This window comes from Endozoicomonas numazuensis, assembly GCF_000722635.1.
GTDB lineage: Bacteria > Pseudomonadota > Gammaproteobacteria > Pseudomonadales > Endozoicomonadaceae > Endozoicomonas_A > Endozoicomonas_A numazuensis.
The window spans coordinates 106,642-122,807 of the sequence record NZ_JOKH01000004.1; the positions used below are offsets into that span (position 1 = coordinate 106,642).

Annotated in this window: 13 protein-coding genes; 6 read left to right on the plus strand and 7 right to left on the minus strand. The window is 46.8% G+C overall.

Annotation, left to right across the window (positions count from 1 at the left end; translation table 11 throughout):
- Positions 1-319: 319 nt before the first annotated feature.
- A complete protein-coding gene (locus GZ78_RS17245) occupies positions 320-1,534 on the minus strand; it encodes an argininosuccinate synthase (protein ID WP_034838803.1) in 1,215 nt (404 codons plus the stop codon).
- Between the two features lie 590 nt (positions 1,535-2,124).
- On the opposite strand from GZ78_RS17245, the gene pyrC reads away from it, so the two are divergent.
- From pyrC to GZ78_RS17265, 4 genes are all read left to right on the plus strand, one after another.
- Entirely contained in the window at positions 2,125-3,177 is a 1,053-nt protein-coding gene (gene pyrC / locus GZ78_RS17250) for a dihydroorotase (protein WP_034838805.1), read from the plus strand.
- Between the two features lie 94 nt (positions 3,178-3,271).
- Complete coding sequence (rnt, locus tag GZ78_RS17255) at positions 3,272-3,871, plus strand: ribonuclease T (protein WP_081869938.1); 600 nt, start codon at positions 3,272-3,274, stop codon at positions 3,869-3,871.
- Between the two features lie 169 nt (positions 3,872-4,040).
- On the plus strand, positions 4,041-4,946 hold the full coding sequence (locus tag GZ78_RS17260; protein WP_034838808.1) for a hypothetical protein: 906 nt from the start codon (positions 4,041-4,043) through the stop codon (positions 4,944-4,946).
- Between the two features lie 100 nt (positions 4,947-5,046).
- Positions 5,047-6,237: a hypothetical protein gene (locus tag GZ78_RS17265; protein WP_034838810.1), complete on the plus strand. Its 1,191-nt coding sequence runs from the start codon at positions 5,047-5,049 to the stop codon at positions 6,235-6,237.
- 79 nt (positions 6,238-6,316) lie between these two features.
- On the opposite strand, the gene GZ78_RS17270 is transcribed toward GZ78_RS17265, so the two are convergent.
- From GZ78_RS17270 to rluD, 4 genes are all read right to left on the minus strand, one after another.
- Complete coding sequence (locus tag GZ78_RS17270) at positions 6,317-7,120, minus strand: Cof-type HAD-IIB family hydrolase (protein ID WP_034838813.1); 804 nt, start codon at positions 7,118-7,120, stop codon at positions 6,317-6,319.
- A gap of 323 nt (positions 7,121-7,443) precedes the next feature.
- On the minus strand, positions 7,444-10,014 hold the full coding sequence (gene clpB / locus GZ78_RS17275) for an ATP-dependent chaperone ClpB (RefSeq protein WP_034839529.1): 2,571 nt from the start codon (positions 10,012-10,014) through the stop codon (positions 7,444-7,446).
- 363 nt (positions 10,015-10,377) lie between these two features.
- A complete protein-coding gene (pgeF, locus tag GZ78_RS17280) occupies positions 10,378-11,118 on the minus strand; it encodes a peptidoglycan editing factor PgeF (protein ID WP_034838816.1) in 741 nt (246 codons plus the stop codon).
- 83 nt (positions 11,119-11,201) lie between these two features.
- Positions 11,202-12,158: a 23S rRNA pseudouridine(1911/1915/1917) synthase RluD gene (gene rluD, locus GZ78_RS17285; RefSeq protein WP_034838818.1), complete on the minus strand. Its 957-nt coding sequence runs from the start codon at positions 12,156-12,158 to the stop codon at positions 11,202-11,204.
- Positions 12,159-12,517: 359 nt separating this feature from the next.
- On the opposite strand from rluD, the gene GZ78_RS17290 reads away from it, so the two are divergent.
- Both GZ78_RS17290 and yacG read left to right on the plus strand, forming a co-directional pair.
- On the plus strand, positions 12,518-13,441 hold the full coding sequence (locus GZ78_RS17290) for an outer membrane protein assembly factor BamD (protein ID WP_051786301.1): 924 nt from the start codon (positions 12,518-12,520) through the stop codon (positions 13,439-13,441).
- Between the two features lie 56 nt (positions 13,442-13,497).
- Positions 13,498-13,692 (plus strand): DNA gyrase inhibitor YacG, encoded by a 195-nt coding sequence (gene yacG / locus GZ78_RS17295; RefSeq protein WP_034839534.1) that lies wholly within the window; start codon positions 13,498-13,500, stop codon positions 13,690-13,692.
- Here the strand turns inward: yacG and GZ78_RS17300 are convergent.
- Entirely contained in the window at positions 13,681-14,919 is a 1,239-nt protein-coding gene (locus GZ78_RS17300) for a hypothetical protein (RefSeq protein ID WP_034838820.1), read from the minus strand. The two genes, yacG and GZ78_RS17300, sit on opposite strands and share 12 nt — an antisense overlap.
- A 68-nt stretch (positions 14,920-14,987) precedes the next feature.
- On the minus strand, positions 14,988-15,968 hold the full coding sequence (locus GZ78_RS17305) for a Nudix family hydrolase (RefSeq protein ID WP_034838822.1): 981 nt from the start codon (positions 15,966-15,968) through the stop codon (positions 14,988-14,990).
- Between the last annotated feature and the right edge of the window lie 198 nt (positions 15,969-16,166).

Genomic DNA, 16,166 nt, shown 5'->3' on the forward strand with positions numbered 1-16,166 from the left:
ATGACAATGGATCAATAAGGGACGAAGGACACTATTAAGAAGGACAACTTATTTGACAATATCTAAAGATTCGGAGGCTTTTCAAAAATAACTTTTTTTGATTCAGGTCATAGAATAACTCAAACTTTGTTTATTTTTGTTAAATAAAATTACGTTTAATTTACAGTACACACTTAATCATTTAATAGGTTAATCTCAATGCATTAGCATTAATAACAAATAATGATTACCCCACTTAATATAAAGTTTTATTAAAGCTAATATAAAATAGCCTGAGCAGTTAATGGCTCAGGCTATCAATATTAATCTGCTTTACTCATTAGCCAAGGTTACGACCCTTGTTAGCGGCAATTCTCAACCTTAACGCATTCAACTTAATAAAGCCTTCAGCATCAGCCTGATCGTAAGCGCCTTCATCATCTTCAAAAGTAGCAATATTTTCATCAAACAGTGAATCATCGGACTGACGACCAACCACTGAAACATTACCTTTATAAAGCTTCAGACGAACGACACCATTCACACACTCCTGGCTTTCATCAATCATCTTCTGAAGCATTTCACGCTCAGGAGACCACCAATAGCCGTTATAAATCAGTTTCGCATATTTTGGCATCAACTCATCTTTCAGGTGTGCAACTTCTCTGTCCAAGGTAATGGACTCGATCGCACGGTGAGCTTTCAGCATGATGGTTCCGCCTGGTGTTTCATAACAACCACGGGATTTCATGCCTACATAACGATTTTCAACAATATCAAGACGACCAACGCCGTTTTCTCCACCGACCTTATTCAGGTAAGTCAGAACTGTTGCAGGCGTCATTTCCTGACCATCAATGGCGACAATGTCTCCATTTTTATAAGTCAGCTCAAGATACAGTGCCTCGTCTGGTGCATTTTCCGGAGAAACACTCCAACGCCACATTTCTTCTTCTGCTTCTGCCCAGGGGTCTTCCAGAACACCCCCTTCATAGGAAATATGCAGCAGGTTGGCATCCATTGAATAAGGCGACTTGCCTTTTTTCTTCTCAACCTGAATGTCATGCTCATCGCAGTAGGCCAGCAGTTTTTCACGGGAATTCAGGTCCCACTCACGCCATGGGGCAATAACTTGTACACCCGGTTTAAGGGCATAAGCACCTAATTCAAAACGCACCTGATCATTACCTTTGCCGGTAGCACCATGAGAAATGGCATCTGCGCCAGTTTCATTGGCAATTTCGATCAGTCTTTTAGAAATCAGGGGGCGGGCAATAGAAGTACCCAGCAGGTACTCACCTTCATAAACAGTATTAGCCCTGAACATTGGGAACACAAAGTCTCGAACAAACTCTTCCCGCAGGTCTTCGATATAAATCTCTTTTATACCCAACGCTTCAGCTTTGGCTCTGGCTGGCTCGACCTCTTCTCCCTGACCCAGGTCAGCGGTGAATGTCACAACCTCGCACTCGTAGGTATCTTCCAGCCATTTGGCAATCACCGAGGTATCCAGTCCGCCAGAATAAGCCAGTACGACTTTTTTAATCTCTTTCACCGAGCACTCCCAATTCCCGATACGGTAAAACCTGATTTCCTGGAGAGTATTGATGATCGACACTCGAAAATCAATATTTATTCAAGGAATCAACATATTAATTCAACCCTGATTTATTAGGGTTGTTATTAGACACCACCCTCTTTTCCATGGCCTCAATGTGGAAAGAACCCATATAACTTCGGACAGCCGTAATTTGGCGCCCATTATTCGCGAATACAGGCTGGTTTTCTAGCCCGAAAGCCCTATAAATCTCTCAACTTATCCCCTGAATCATCCATAGGCAGAAATTCTGTTGCACAGACGGTCTTAACCTGCTGAACAACAAGCATTCGGTCCACCTGCCTCACTAGTCACAAGGGCTAACCGGATGAGGAAATATCACTACCCAGCCAGCGCAATTTTAGATACGATGCCACGCAGAAAAGAGAGTCCCCACAACTCTCTGCCGATTCCACCTTATTTGACGTATTTTTTTGATCAGCCTTTGCTGCATTTAACGGACTCGTGACAAAAACACGTTTACACTGTTGCTAATCAACAGTTTCTCTTTCTTCTCTGGAACAGGTACTCTTCAGAAGATGACGCAAATGCCTATAGCGAAAGAAAAGCTCACCCTGACACGCCCTGACGACTGGCATATTCACCTGAGAGATGACGCAGCCCTGGCTGAAACTGTCTGTTCTGCAGCCAGAAATTTCGCCCGTGCGATCATCATGCCCAATCTTCGCCCCCCAGTACTGAATGCGGATGATGCCGCTGCCTACAAAGCGAGGATTCTTGAGCATATCCCGGCAGGCAGTCAGTTTGAGCCCCTGATGACCCTGTACCTGACAGATAACACTACCCCGGAGATGATCCGTGAAGCCAAAGCCAGAGGGGATGTAAAAGCGCTGAAGCTTTACCCCGCAGGTGCAACCACCCACTCTGACTCCGGCGTAACCGATATCCGTCACATTGAAAAAAGCCTTGAGACTATGGCTGAAGTGGGACTGCCACTTCTAGTACACGCTGAAGTGACTGATTCAGACATTGATATCTTCGATCGGGAAAAAGTCTTTATTGATCGTTACCTGAAAGATATCACCCTCAGTCACCCCAATCTGAAAGTGGTCATGGAACATATTACGACGGCCGATGCCGTTGAGTTTGTAAAAAGCAGCCATGACAAGGTAGCAGCCACTATTACTGCACACCATCTGCTGTACAATCGAAACGATATGTTGGTAGGAGGCATTCGCCCTCATTATTATTGCCTGCCCATTCTTAAACGTAATATCCATCAGCAGGCATTACTGGAAGCAGCCACCAGCGGCAACCCGAAGTTTTTTCTGGGCACGGATTCTGCTCCTCATGGTGTAGACGCTAAAGAAACATCCTGCGGTTGTGCAGGCTGCTACACCGCACCTGCTGCTCTAGAGCTCTATGCAGAAGCTTTTGAAAGCATGAATGCCCTGGATAAACTGGAAGGTTTTGCCAGCCACTTTGGCCCAGATTTCTATGATTTACCAAGAAACCAGACATCTGTAACACTGATTAAGGAAGAGTGGCAATTGCCAGAGTCAATTCCTCTGGGAGACAATCAAGTTGTCCCTCTGCGTGCAGGTGAAACCCTGAACTGGCGCTTACAGCTTCAGGACTGACACTGATTCGGGAAAGTCTGATACAACAAAACTTCAGACTTCCCCTTTACTCTGAATGTATTAAGGAGATTCCGTGGTCGATGATAGCCACCTGATGGCCAACCGCTTTCGTGGTTTCTTACCCGTTGTGGTGGACGTGGAAACCGGAGGTTTCAATTCCGCCACCGATGCGCTGTTGGAAATTGCAGCCGTCGTCATTGAAATGGATGAAAGCGGCTACGTACACCCCGGCAAGCCACAGTCTTTCCACGTTAAGCCCTTTGAAGGTGCCAATATTGAACCCGCTGCTATTGAGTTCATCGGTGTTGACCCTTTTCACCCGTTGCGTATAGCCACTGAAGAAGAGCAGGCCCTGAATGGCATCTTCAAAACTGTGCGTAAGGAAGTCAAAAAGCAGGGCTGCAATCGCGCGGTTCTGGTGGGCCACAACGCATCATTTGACCTTGGCTTTGTTATGGCTGCAGCCGAACGCTGTGACATCAAACGTAATCCGTTCCACCCGTTCTCCTGCTTTGATACTGCAACACTGTCAGGACTAGCTTACGGTCAAACAGTTCTTGCCAGAGCCTGCGAAGCAGCCGACATTCATTTTGATAAAGGTGAAGCGCACTCCGCACGTTACGATACAGAGAAAACAGCCGAGCTGTTCTGCTCTATCATCAACCGCTGGAAAGATCTTGGCGGCTGGCTATAAGCACTCTTCTGTTTCATAGCAATGCCTGATAGCACTTTTGCGACTCAGGCAGCACCTCCCCCCCTTATATTCCAAAGCATTGCAACGCAAAACACTTTTCAATAAGATTCGTCCCAAGCATTACCGGTAATAATAATGGACAACTGCCGGCTATACAGGATGATTTCAGATGTTAAAACGTCTTTTCGCTTCAAGAAAACGCCCTTATCTTATCAATGGTCATATCCGTGAAAAAATCCGGATAGATCTCTCGGGCAATATTCTTACCATGGAATTGCCACCTCACCATAGCTACGGTGGCTTTGCTGGAGACACTTCGTCCGGAGAAAAAGCTCCGCCTGAATCTATCAACATTTATTCTCCGGATGGCTATTGGTCAGACCAGATAGAAGAAGAGGAAGGCATGGGCTGGCGCCGTGAAGGCTTCGCCATGCAAAGCATTCTAAAAAGGGAGTGGGACTTTATGGGCCCCGTTTGGCGAGGTCGCCCCCTGGGCTCTATTTCTATGGTCATGATGCTATGTCATGATGAAACCCTGCCAGAGACCATGAGCTACTTCAACCCTTCAGATTTTGGGAAAATCACTCTCAGAGCTGCTTATTTCAAAGCATTAAGAGCCATCAATCTGCATAAACCCAAAGTCCCGGTCAACTGGCAGGTAATACAGAAACAGCAAATCCCTTGGGTGCTCTATGAAATCCACGACACCCTTCAAGGTGATCCAGAACAGACTCGACTTCTTGCTAACAGCCTTGCCTCTTTGATGATACCCCTCGCCCGGGAATACTCCTTGAGACTCTACTTTACGTATACTGGCTACACTCCGGTAAGCTTCAGCCGGAAAAACATGAATAAAGTTCGTGATCAAATTATTGAGAGCATGCAACTAAGCTACACCCCAGAACACCTTCAGCAAATCAGACACCTTCGCGAAAGACACCCTGAAAGTACTATTACAGAAGAGCTAGAGCCAATGCCTTGGGTATTCCCAGAATGGCGTATTGGGGATGCTGATGCCGGTGAACCTGAATATATGATTACCAAAGCAGGGACCCCAGCTCCGACACTATCATAATGAAAATTTTACATCTCCACTTCTTATGATTTGAGCGTGGCAAAAGCCAGTTCGGTACTCACAATAATCAAATAACAACAGCAGCAAGGAAGTTAACTCAATGAATCGACATCAGATACCTGAAGGCTACAGCCCGCTTTCTCCCAATGAAACCCGAGGGAGGTTGATTCTCATCAAGGATGAACATCGCTCAAATTGGGAAGAAATCCAGCGAAATCATGCGGGAAATTTTTATTATACTTCTGTACTCAGAGCCATCTATAACCTTCAGGCTGTAGCTAAGGGCTCTGGTGAAGACAAGCACAAAGCTGGTCGCATAAACACTATGGACCTGAACGGCGCCAAACTTCGCTTTCGCATTTGGGAAAACAACAGTGTCCTAATTGAAAGTCTTGATATTCAGGAACAGGCAACAACACATTCACAATCGGGATTTTACGCAATAAGATATAACACACAGAATGAAAACTGGACCCCAGTCCAAAAAGAAGCTAAGCAACCTGAATTCAATAATAAAATTCTTCATGAGCCATATATAGCAATCTGTGGAAAGTATGATGATTTAGCACAAGCCAGCAACAAGATGGTGGAACATATACAGGGAGCGTTCGATCTGGAACCTGGCCGAGTATCTTCCAGAGGAAATGCCTATAACCTGTTTTATCAAGCAAAAGGCTTCGACAAAAAACCCAATATTGCATCACTGGCTTCTATTATCCAACAATCCCAAAAATACAAAGACGGTGTCCGGTGGCTGGTACACGGTGAAGGAGCTAAAACCTTTGTAGAAGCCCTAGAAAGCCTCTCAGAAAGTAATAGTGTAATCAAAAAGGCTGAGATTAATACTGAGGCCAGTTATAAATCAGCAATAAACACCCAATACCACCGTGTCTTTTTTTCAGCACCTCGTGGAAAAGGAACGGAGAAAGACAACCTTAAAAGGCTGACAAAGAATATCGGAATGTCCTTTTCTGGAATTCAATATAATGACTACGATCTAAAGAATCCTGACATCAATACAGGATTTAGAATCTCGGTTGAAAAACTGGCTGTACCCGCCATCACAACCGGCGTTGGCGCTACCGCTCTAAAAACGACCGGAATAAGTGGACTCGTTAAGCTTTATGAGCAAGCAGCCAATCTACCAGTTGCAGGGCAGATTGGTTTAATGGTTGCCGGGGCCTTTATGGTTAAAAACAATGTCTACCCAACACTCAGCAGCTATGGCCGAGCCTTTGCAAACTTTGGACCGAACACCCTTGGTAAAGGAAACCAATCTTGGCAGGGATGAAACAAGTTCAATTTAGAGCAGGACCAAAAAGGGGCTGGCTGAGCCCCTTTTTCTAATAACATCTCAAAGAAGTAATACATCAGTTAACGTATTGACTTTCCAGATACTGAGCCACAGCATCATCGCTGCACTCACCAATCACTTCGTGATCAGGCAGCTTTGCCTTCAATCGCTCTGTAGCATTCCCCATAACCAATCCTTTGCCTACAACCTGTAGCATTTCAACGTCGTTCATGCCGTCACCGAAAGCCACTGCATCTTTAGGCTTCAGCCCCTTGAGCTTCATGACCTCTTCCAGTGCAGCCCCTTTACTCACAGCGGGAGCCATGATTTCAAGGCAGGTATCCAGTGAAAAGGCCATGTTAACCGAGTCGCCAAAGGCTTCATGAATATCCTGTTCCAGCTCAAACAGCTCATCATGCTCCTTGGCTATGAAGAATACTTTGATAATCTTTTCTACAGGAATCGTATCCAGATCCTGCATGGTATAGCTGAAGCCTGTGTCCTTATGAAACTTAAGCAGGTCTTCATGGTGCTGCTCGACATACCACTTATCTTCACTGTAAACACTCAAAAACACGGTTTCGCTGTATTTTCGGCCGAGCGCAATTAAGGGCTGAATAAACTCAGGATTGAGATCATGACTGACAATCATTTCTCCCTGGGGATTATGTGCTCTGGCACCATTGGAAGTGATGGTGTACATGTCGATATCCAGCTGGGCTCTCATCTCTTCAACATCAATGTAATGCCTGCCTGTTGCGAAGACAAAACGGATGCCCTGACTACTTAAACGACGAATAACTTCTTTTGTGCGGGGAGCCAGCTCATGCTGGTCATTGAGAAGGGTACCATCAAGATCTGAGACAACAACGGGATACATGCATACCTCATAAAAGAGAGTGTTTTATCTGTATCCTGAGACTATTGACCATGATAATACTGCCTTCTAAGACTCTAATATCAATTTTCATACTTTAGAGTCCGCAGCATTCTCCGCTCATGGCTGTTACATTACACAGTGATGAACAGACAAAACAGGTGGGTTAGCCCCTGCAATTATGCACGTTGCTCTAACTTTCTGACAATAGGCGCATGTACGGAAGATAATGAGTTAAGTATTCTCAGGATGACTACGACACGTAACTTCGGTCCTTACGAAAGAAAAGAAAGAAGCCGCAAAACAGCGGCTTCGAAAAGAAGGGATTACTCAAACGTAATTTCATCACCTTTGAGTGTTGCCTTAATGACATCTCCGGGAGAGTAATGACCTGAGAGGATTGACTCAGCCAGTGGGTTCTCAATACTGCGTTGGATGGCTCGCTTCAATGGCCGTGCACCATACACTGGATCAAAGCCCACCTCAGCCAGTTTCCGCATAGCTTCTTCTGAGACTTCCAACGACAAACTGTTTTCACCAAGACGTTTGTTCAGTCGACTCAATTGAATGGCAGCAATGCCTTCTATCTGCTTTTCAGTCAAAGGATGGAAGACCACCAGCTCATCGACACGGTTCACAAATTCAGGTCTGAAGTGAGTTCCCACTACATCCATAAGGGTTGATTTCATTGCCTCGAAATCCTCTCCTTGCATCGTCTGAATAACATCAGAACCCAAGTTAGACGTCATGACTATCACAGTATTTTTGAAATCAACCGTTCTTCCCTGGCCGTCTGTTAAACGACCATCTTCCAGTACCTGAAGCAGAATATTGAAGACATCAGGATGTGCTTTTTCCACTTCATCCATCAATACAACAGAATAAGGTTTACGGCGAACCGCTTCTGTCAGATAACCACCTTCTTCATAACCCACGTAGCCCGGAGGCGCACCCAGCAAACGGGCAACTGAGTGCTTTTCCATAAATTCGGACATATCGATACGAACAATGGCATCTTCAGTATCAAAGAGGAAAACCGCCAGCGCTTTGCACAATTCGGTTTTACCCACCCCTGTTGGCCCAAGAAACATGAAAGAACCATTAGGTCGGTTGGGGTCCGCTAAACCTGCTCTCGAACGGCGCACTGCGTTAGAGACAGCCACGACCGCTTCATCCTGGCCTATGACACGAGCGTGAAGAGCGTCTTCCATCTTCAGCAGTTTTTCACGCTCTCCTTCCAGCATTTTGGCAACAGGAATACCTGTCCATCGGGAAACGACTTCAGCAATTTCTTCATCTGTCACCCGGTTACGAAGCAGCTTGGTTTCTCCACCCGACTCGGCTGCATCGGCCTCGACCAGCTTTTTCTCCAGCTCAGGTAGCTGCCCATATTGAATTTCTGACATTTTTGCCAGATCACCGGAACGCTGGGCGGCTTCCAGAGCTATCAGTAGTTTTTCACGCTCTTCTCTTAACTTTTGCGAACCCTGAAGCACTACTTTTTCAGCTTTCCAGATATCTTCAAGATCTGAATACTCTCTTTCCAGACTGTCAACTTCCTCTTCCAGAAGTGCCAGTCTTTCCTTTGACGCCTTGTCATCTTCTTTCTTCAGAGCTTCCCGTTCGATCTTAAGCTGAATTAGACGACGCTCAAGACGATCCATCTCTTCGGGCTTGGAGTCCATTTCCATGCGAATACGACTGGCCGATTCATCAATCAGATCAATAGCCTTATCTGGCAGCTGTCTATCCGTGATATAGCGCTGGGACAGTTTGACCGCAGCAACAATAGCCGGGTCAGTAATATCAACACCATGGTGGGCTTCATAACGTTCTTTCAAACCACGCAGGATAGCAATGGTGTCTTCTTCTGTAGGCTCATCCACCAACACTTTTTGAAAGCGTCGCTCCAGAGCAGCATCTTTTTCAATATACTGCCGGTATTCATCCAGCGTCGTAGCACCAACACAGTGGAGTTCGCCACGAGCCAATGCAGGCTTGAGCATATTGCCGGCATCCATGGCACCTTCCGCCTTACCTGCTCCAACCATGGTGTGCAGTTCATCGATAAACAGGATAACCTGGCCTTCCTGCTTGGACAGTTCATTGAGTACAGACTTCAACCGTTCCTCGAACTCGCCCCTGAATTTGGCTCCAGCAATCAGCGCCCCCATATCAAGCGACAAAAGTCTTTTGCCTTTTATGCCATCGGGCACTTCTCCATTGATAATTCTTTGAGCCAATCCTTCGACAATGGCGGTTTTACCAATGCCAGGCTCACCGATAATCACTGGATTATTTTTGGTTCTCCGTTGGAGCACCTGAACGATACGCCTGATCTCATCGTCCCGACCTATAACCGGATCGAGCTTACCTTCTTCAGCTCGTTCAGTAAGATCCACGGTATAGGTAGCCAGAGCATTTCGATTGTCTTCTGCATTAGGGTCATTGACCGCTTCGCCACCTCTTAGATGACTGATGGCATTTTCCAGCGCCTGCCTGCTAACCCCCTGGCTGTTCAGAACACGGGAAACAGCAGAATGACTCTCCATCATGACCAGCAAAACGGTTTCACTGGAAATGAACTGATCACCCTTTTTCTGGGCCTGCTTATCCGCCAGATTGAGCAACCGAATAGTTTCCTGGGAGGGTTGAATGTCACCGGTTGGATTGTTTATGACAGTCACCTGGTCAAGCTGCTTCTCGAGCTCATCTGCCAGTTGCTGCAAATTAAAACCCACCTGGCTCAGCAGTGGCTTGATAGAGCCACCTGGCTGGTTTAGAAGAGCCAGCAACAAGTGAATAGGTTCTATCTGATTGTGGTCTTTGCCCAGAGCCAGTGACTGAGCATCTGACAATGCGGATTGCAGCTTACTGGTGAGTCTGTCTGCTCGCATGAAGAGTTCTCCCGCGCTATGTTTCATGCCGACTTAGACGGCTTCTATAACTTATATTGCGGCAGAATCGATCTTTTCAAGACTCAGCTATTGAGGTTATTTGAAGAGTTCATTCAGTTGATCCAGAATATCCGGCTTCTCTCTTACTTGAGCAGGCTCTTACTGCTCACTCGACTCAGTAATACCCATTAATTTCACGACTGAATTTGCAATCCCGAGCCAGTCGTCCCCGGAAATTTCTTTTTTACTCGTGTTATTACAATGTTCCCTGGCGCATTGAATCGCTTCCTGAGCATTAGAAAAAATATGACAGTTGACAGCCAACAAGATGATGATGATCAGATATTTATCGGCTTATTCTGTTTATTCAATCCAGACCAGTGTGGCCAAACGACCCGATTGAGCTCCGTCTCGGCGATAGGAGAACCAACGGTCTTCTTCCTTATAGGTACAGAAATCACCGCCACTGATTTGAGTCACTCCCAATCTCTCCAGCCGGTGCTTTGCGAGCTGATAAAGATCCCCATACCACCGATCACCCTGACCAGGAATAAAAGCACCCTCTGCCCTTGGGTCAGAAGACAGAAAAGCATCCCTAACCTCTGGCCCCACCTCAAAATGAGACTGACTGATAGCTGGACCAAACCAGGCCAGTATCTGATCAGGCTGATCGCCCATCGCTTTGATTGTGGCTTCCAGCACTCCTGCCTGAAGTCCTTTCCAACCCGCATGTGAAGCGGCAACACGGGTGCCAGCTTCATTACAGAATATAACCGGAAGACAATCCGCCGTTAAAACAGCACAGGGCAACCCCTGTTTATCTGTCCAGACAGCATCGCCCTCCCTCTCAATGTTATCTGATTGTGCAGCGACCACTTCGATACCATGAACCTGTCTGAGCCACTGGGGTCTATATCGCCAGTGGCAGCAATCTCCCAGTAACGCTCTGTTTTTTTCCACGGTATCAGGGTCATCACCTGATCGCAGCCCCAGATTAAAGCTGCTGAAAACACCCTGGCTGCAGCCACCGGACCGAAGGGTTACAAAGGCCTTTATGCCTTTGGGCGCAGGCCATTCCGGGAACAGGTAACGATCGTCTGACATGTACAGTTCTCTCTACTTCAATGCCTAGGAGAGATAAGTAATCCCCTGAGCCTTGCCTCGTCCTGAATGGCCTGAGCGCCTGTTCAGGACGCTTTAACCTCTTCTTTTAATACGTTCAGAAGTTCTGAAAAGTCATCTGGCAAAGGGGCTTCCCACTCCATGTAATCATCCGTAACAGGGTGCATTAACCCCAGCTTTCGAGCATGAAGTGCCTGGTGTTTAAAGCCTCTCAGTGCTCCTTCCAGAGCTGGTGAGCAGCCTTTAGGAATCCTCAGACGGCCAGCATACAGATCATCGCCTACCAGAGGAAAGCGAATATGACTCATGTGCACCCTGATCTGATGAGTTCGTCCCGTTTCCAGCTTGCAACGCACATGGGTATGAGCATTAAACTTCTCCAGAACCCGATAATGAGTCACAGAAGGTTTACCACTGGCTACCACAGCCATACGCAGACGATGTGTCGGATGTCGGGCAATAGGTTCATTGACGGTGCCACCTGCCGTCATGACTCCCTGAGTAATCGCTTCATACTCCCGACTGACACTTCTGTCCTGGAGCTGAGAGACCAAATCGGTATGAGCGGCCAGTGTTTTAGCCACCACCATCAGTCCTGAAGTATCCTTATCCAGACGATGTACAATACCGGCTCTGGGAACTGAGGCTATTTCAGGAAAGTGGTATAAAAGACCATTAAGTAAAGTCCCTGAATAGTTACCTGCAGCAGGATGAACCACCAGGCCTACTGGTTTGTTGATCACCAGAATCGTGTCATCTTCATAGATAATATCTAATGGGATATTTTCAGGTTCCCAGCGCTCTTCATCTTCCACCACAACACTGAGAGTCAGCTGCTCACCGCCGACCAGCTTGTCTTTAGGCTTTTTCTTCTGCCCATCCACCAGCAGATCACCGTTCTTGATCCACTCCTGAAGACGTGCTCTGGAAAAGTCCGGAAAACAGCTGACAGCCACCTGATCCAAACGTTTACTCCCCAGCTCATCAGGTACAACGACCTGCTGATTGATCTGCTCACTCATTAACCACTTCTCAAGTTATAAGAGCCTGACGGGCGCTATTCCCAGTCAAACTCTTGTGTCACTAAACAAATAAATATTTTCAGCCGCCATCCCCAAATGCTGAATAGGATCGGGGTTATAAAAAGTCAGATCTTCCTGCAAGCAGCGGAATAATATTAAAAGACCCAGTTTCTTTTCGTTTTACAACGGACTGTGTTTAAATTAGTTTGGATAAAGGCAGGTAGTTTATCACACCAGTGGAATCAGGCTGAGCTATGCTCAAAACTTTATCGAACCTGCTTCCCAGCCATACGCTCAGGGGAGTTCTGTTGCATCAGCTCTCCTCATAATCATGCCGGAGTACGGAAACTGTAAACATCATGACAATACTCAAAACCACATATTCGCGCCTGTTATGTCTGTTCCTTGCTGCGGTGGTTCTGGCAGGATGCTCATCCACCCCCGAGAAAGAGAAGCTTCCGGAGTCCCTGACCGAAGCTGAACTCTACCAGATGGCCAACCAGTCACTGAATAACAAGAATTACTCACAGGCTGTAGAAAGACTGCGTACTCTGGAGTCACGCTATCCCTTTGGCTCTTTTGCTGAGCAGGCTCAGCTGGACCTTGTTTATGCTTACTTTATGAATGTTGAGCCTGAGGCCTCCCGGGCTGCAGCAGACCGCTTTTTGCGCCTGCACCCACAACACCCCAATGCTGATTATGCCTATTACATGAAAGGGCTGGCGTCGAATACTGCAGCCATGGGCTTGATTGAACGCTACCTGCCACTGGACAACACCAAGCGCGACCCTGGTCAGGCACGTCAATCCTTTAACGAATTTCGTGAACTGCTGAGCCGTTATCCGGACAGCAAGTACGCTCCAGACGCACGTCAACGAATGGTAGCCTTGAGAAATCGTCTGTCAGAATATGAGATTCACGCCGCCAACTACTACATGAAGCGAAAAGCTTATGTAGCGGCAGTTAATCGTGGAAAGTACGTCGTTGAGAATATGCAGAAAACACCTGCAGTAGAACCTGCACTGGGTGTTATGGTCGAAGGCTATCAACGTCTGGGTCTTATAGAACCAGCCAATGAAACTCTTGAAGTACTGAAGCTGAACTTCCCGAACTCCAAACTGCTCAATGAACAGGGCGAATTTGTCGGCTACCAGTCCTTTGGAGATGTGAACCCTTCATTGCTCTATACCGTTACATTTGGTCTGCTGGGTGACTCTGGCATCGAAAAGCAACAGATGCAGACCCCTGCTGTAGCGCCTCAGCCTCCTAAAAACGAACAGTAATGTCCCGTGGCTTCCATCAGGAAGCCACCTCTATCCTCTGCCGGTTTAGTAATTCAATGCCAACAACTGTTAAGTGCCCTAAATGTGGCAAAGATGTGGAATGGAAAAAAGAAAACAAGTTTCGACCGTTCTGCTCTGAGCGCTGCAAGTTAATCGACCTGGGTGCCTGGGCAAGCGAGGAACACGCCATTCCCGGAAACCCCACCTTCGACGATATGATGTCCAGTGATATTGACGACCTAAAGCACTGAGAAGCCTTTTCCTGCTCCTGGCTCTAAAGGCCAAGATTCCTGGTTCAGAAGAGCTCTGGCCTGAGCACGCTTAAACCGCAATATTTCAAACATACCTTCACGAATCGCTGGCTGATGCATATGCTCAGCCAACTCACCCAACTGCTGATCCGACAAGTTGGCAATTCTATTTAAGGCCACCTCTATAGACCGCTGCACCTGATCTCTTTCCATCTGACCAACCATTGTCAGCAGCGTTTTCTGACCTCGATATTGAACCCGGTGTAAGTTTGATGGCTGCAAAAGCTTATTGGTAAATTGCTCAAGGGTACAGCGTTTAGGCAGCGCAAACTGATTATAAAAAGACATACCAAAATCAATACTGATTAGTTTGCCTGTGAGCAACTCTTCCCCTTCCTGAACATGAGACAGCTCACCTCCCTCGGCCTGTTTGAAGAGATAATTATCAAGTTTCAGATAGTCCTGATCACCTAAAAGAAAGCGCCTCATCACAAGGTTAGTGGCAGGATTATGATCATCGGTAAACTGGCTGATCGAAGGGAACAGAGTCTGCTGGAAGAAAGTATCACCTGAGTAATAACCCTGTAGATCCTTTGAAGCGACACAATGATCCTGGCGCTCTTCATCCAGACTATAGCGATAAATATATTCTGAGCCATACCCCATTGCCTGCTTATAAGCTTCAGCAGCAAGGCATTCTCTCTGGGCAAGTACTTTTCGATTATCGTAGAAATGAGCTTTATAAGACTTTCCGGTGATGAAATAGATGACCTTTTGTAGCAGACGCTTGAATTTTTCAGCCCCCGTTTCACGCCCCGGTGTTTTGACATGCCAGACTTCTTTTTTCTTTTCAGCTTTGGGAGAAGACGATTCTTCCTCCTCTCTTGCCTCCTGTTTGACCTGCATCAACTTGTGATCAACCACCCCGCGATGCACTTTCCCCGGAACTTCTTCCCAATACTCGCTGAAAGGCCTGTCATTGATTGAAGGAAGAATATTTCTGCCAACCTGCCCAGTCTCTTTGTAATAAGCAACAGCACGGTCTTTTATCTGACGCTGACTATGAGTTAAAGGCTCGTTATGCAGTCCTTCAGTAGCGGGTGTCTCAGCTAAAGAACCTATGGACCTTCCCAGTGAATCCTGACCGGAGGATGGAGAAGTTGTGACAGTGCTTGTGGGCAGACCTGGTGCTGATTGATTACCAGACCCGATTCTGGGGTTAGACATTTGCGTCCCTGCAAATCGATCCTATTTAATAAGGTTAGGAGGCTGACTTAATTATAACAATGATCTATCTACTGAACTTGAGACCAAAAAGCACCAATGGCTGCGATCCCTTGAGCACCCGAATCAATCAACTTCGCTTCATTAGTCAGTTTCATCCCGCCTAACCAGAAGACGGGCAAAGGACAGCGCTCCGTCAACTCAGCAGCTTTCGCCTCACCCAATACTTCACAGCCTGGATGCGAATCAGTAGGTAGAACAGGAGAAAGTGTTATAAAGTCGACACCCATTGAAACGGCCCGATCAATTTGCTCCTGATTATGACAGGAAGCTGCCAGCCACTGATCTGGGCGAGAGCTACTTTGCCAATTGGTTTCCTCTTGTAACAACTGCTCTGAGGTGAGGTGTATACCATCACACCAGGTATTGACCAGTAGCTCTGACCCGCCTTTCAAAAGCAGGCTAGCTCCGGCTTCCTTACAAAGATGATGCAATTCTCTGGCTAAATGCTGATAAGTCACTTCATCCAGCCAGGGCGCTCGAAACTGGACTAGCTCTACTCCCTGCTCAATCTGATAACCGACCTTTTCCAACAGTTCAGCAGCTGCATTAAACCTCCCGGTAATCATATAACGGGTTGGTAAAAGCGCAGCGGTTACGATGGGTCCATTAGCAGGAGGGAAGTCCAATTCCGGCAACTCTTTCAGTTCCACCCACTTAATCTCCTGCCCCTCATTACCACGAGGCTCACCCTTAATATCTTCCGCCCACCAGGTATCGAGATAAACCGACTTATCCGAATAATCATGTCGAATAGAGATTAATTTCTGAAAATGCCCGGCTTCAATATTCAGTTCTTCCTTAAGCTCGCGGTTCAGAGCAGCCGTAATGAGCTCACCCTCTTCCACCTTACCACCGGGAAACTCCCAATATCCGCCCATGTGCTTATCATCGGGTCGCCTTGCAATAAGGATTCTTCCATCTTCTCCACGAATGACAGCCACCGCAACATGGACCACCTTTCTGGCACTGCCTCGATTTTCTGAAGACATAACCCATTGCCTTGTAATAAAGTTTGAACAACACCGAGAATAACAACACTCACGGCAGAGAGATAATGCTGCATTATCTTACCAAACAGCCTTTAGCAGTATCAGCAGCAGCGGAATGTTTCACCGAGAGAAAATTCGAATACCCAACCCCATACTCTCAACTAACCGCCGAATAGTTTCGCCTCGCTACAAACCAGC

Excerpts from the sequence above, each read along its gene's own strand:
- GZ78_RS17270 (WP_034838813.1), bottom strand. The coding sequence starts at position 7,120 with ATGTATCCCGTTGTTGTCTCAGATCTTGATGGTACCCTTCTCAATGAC.
- GZ78_RS17260 (WP_034838808.1), top strand. The coding sequence starts at position 4,041 with ATGTTAAAACGTCTTTTCGCTTCAAGAAAACGCCCTTATCTTATCAAT.
- rluD (WP_034838818.1), bottom strand. The coding sequence starts at position 12,158 with ATGAGTGAGCAGATCAATCAGCAGGTCGTTGTACCTGATGAGCTGGGG.
- pgeF (WP_034838816.1), bottom strand. The coding sequence starts at position 11,118 with ATGTCAGACGATCGTTACCTGTTCCCGGAATGGCCTGCGCCCAAAGGC.
- pyrC (WP_034838805.1), top strand. The coding sequence starts at position 2,125 with ATGCCTATAGCGAAAGAAAAGCTCACCCTGACACGCCCTGACGACTGG.
- rnt (WP_081869938.1), top strand. The coding sequence starts at position 3,272 with ATGGCCAACCGCTTTCGTGGTTTCTTACCCGTTGTGGTGGACGTGGAA.
- GZ78_RS17290 (WP_051786301.1), top strand. The coding sequence starts at position 12,518 with ATGACAATACTCAAAACCACATATTCGCGCCTGTTATGTCTGTTCCTT.
- yacG (WP_034839534.1), top strand. The coding sequence starts at position 13,498 with ATGCCAACAACTGTTAAGTGCCCTAAATGTGGCAAAGATGTGGAATGG.
- clpB (WP_034839529.1), bottom strand. The coding sequence starts at position 10,014 with ATGCGAGCAGACAGACTCACCAGTAAGCTGCAATCCGCATTGTCAGAT.
- GZ78_RS17300 (WP_034838820.1), bottom strand. The coding sequence starts at position 14,919 with ATGTCTAACCCCAGAATCGGGTCTGGTAATCAATCAGCACCAGGTCTG.
- GZ78_RS17265 (WP_034838810.1), top strand. The coding sequence starts at position 5,047 with ATGAATCGACATCAGATACCTGAAGGCTACAGCCCGCTTTCTCCCAAT.
- GZ78_RS17305 (WP_034838822.1), bottom strand. The coding sequence starts at position 15,968 with ATGTCTTCAGAAAATCGAGGCAGTGCCAGAAAGGTGGTCCATGTTGCG.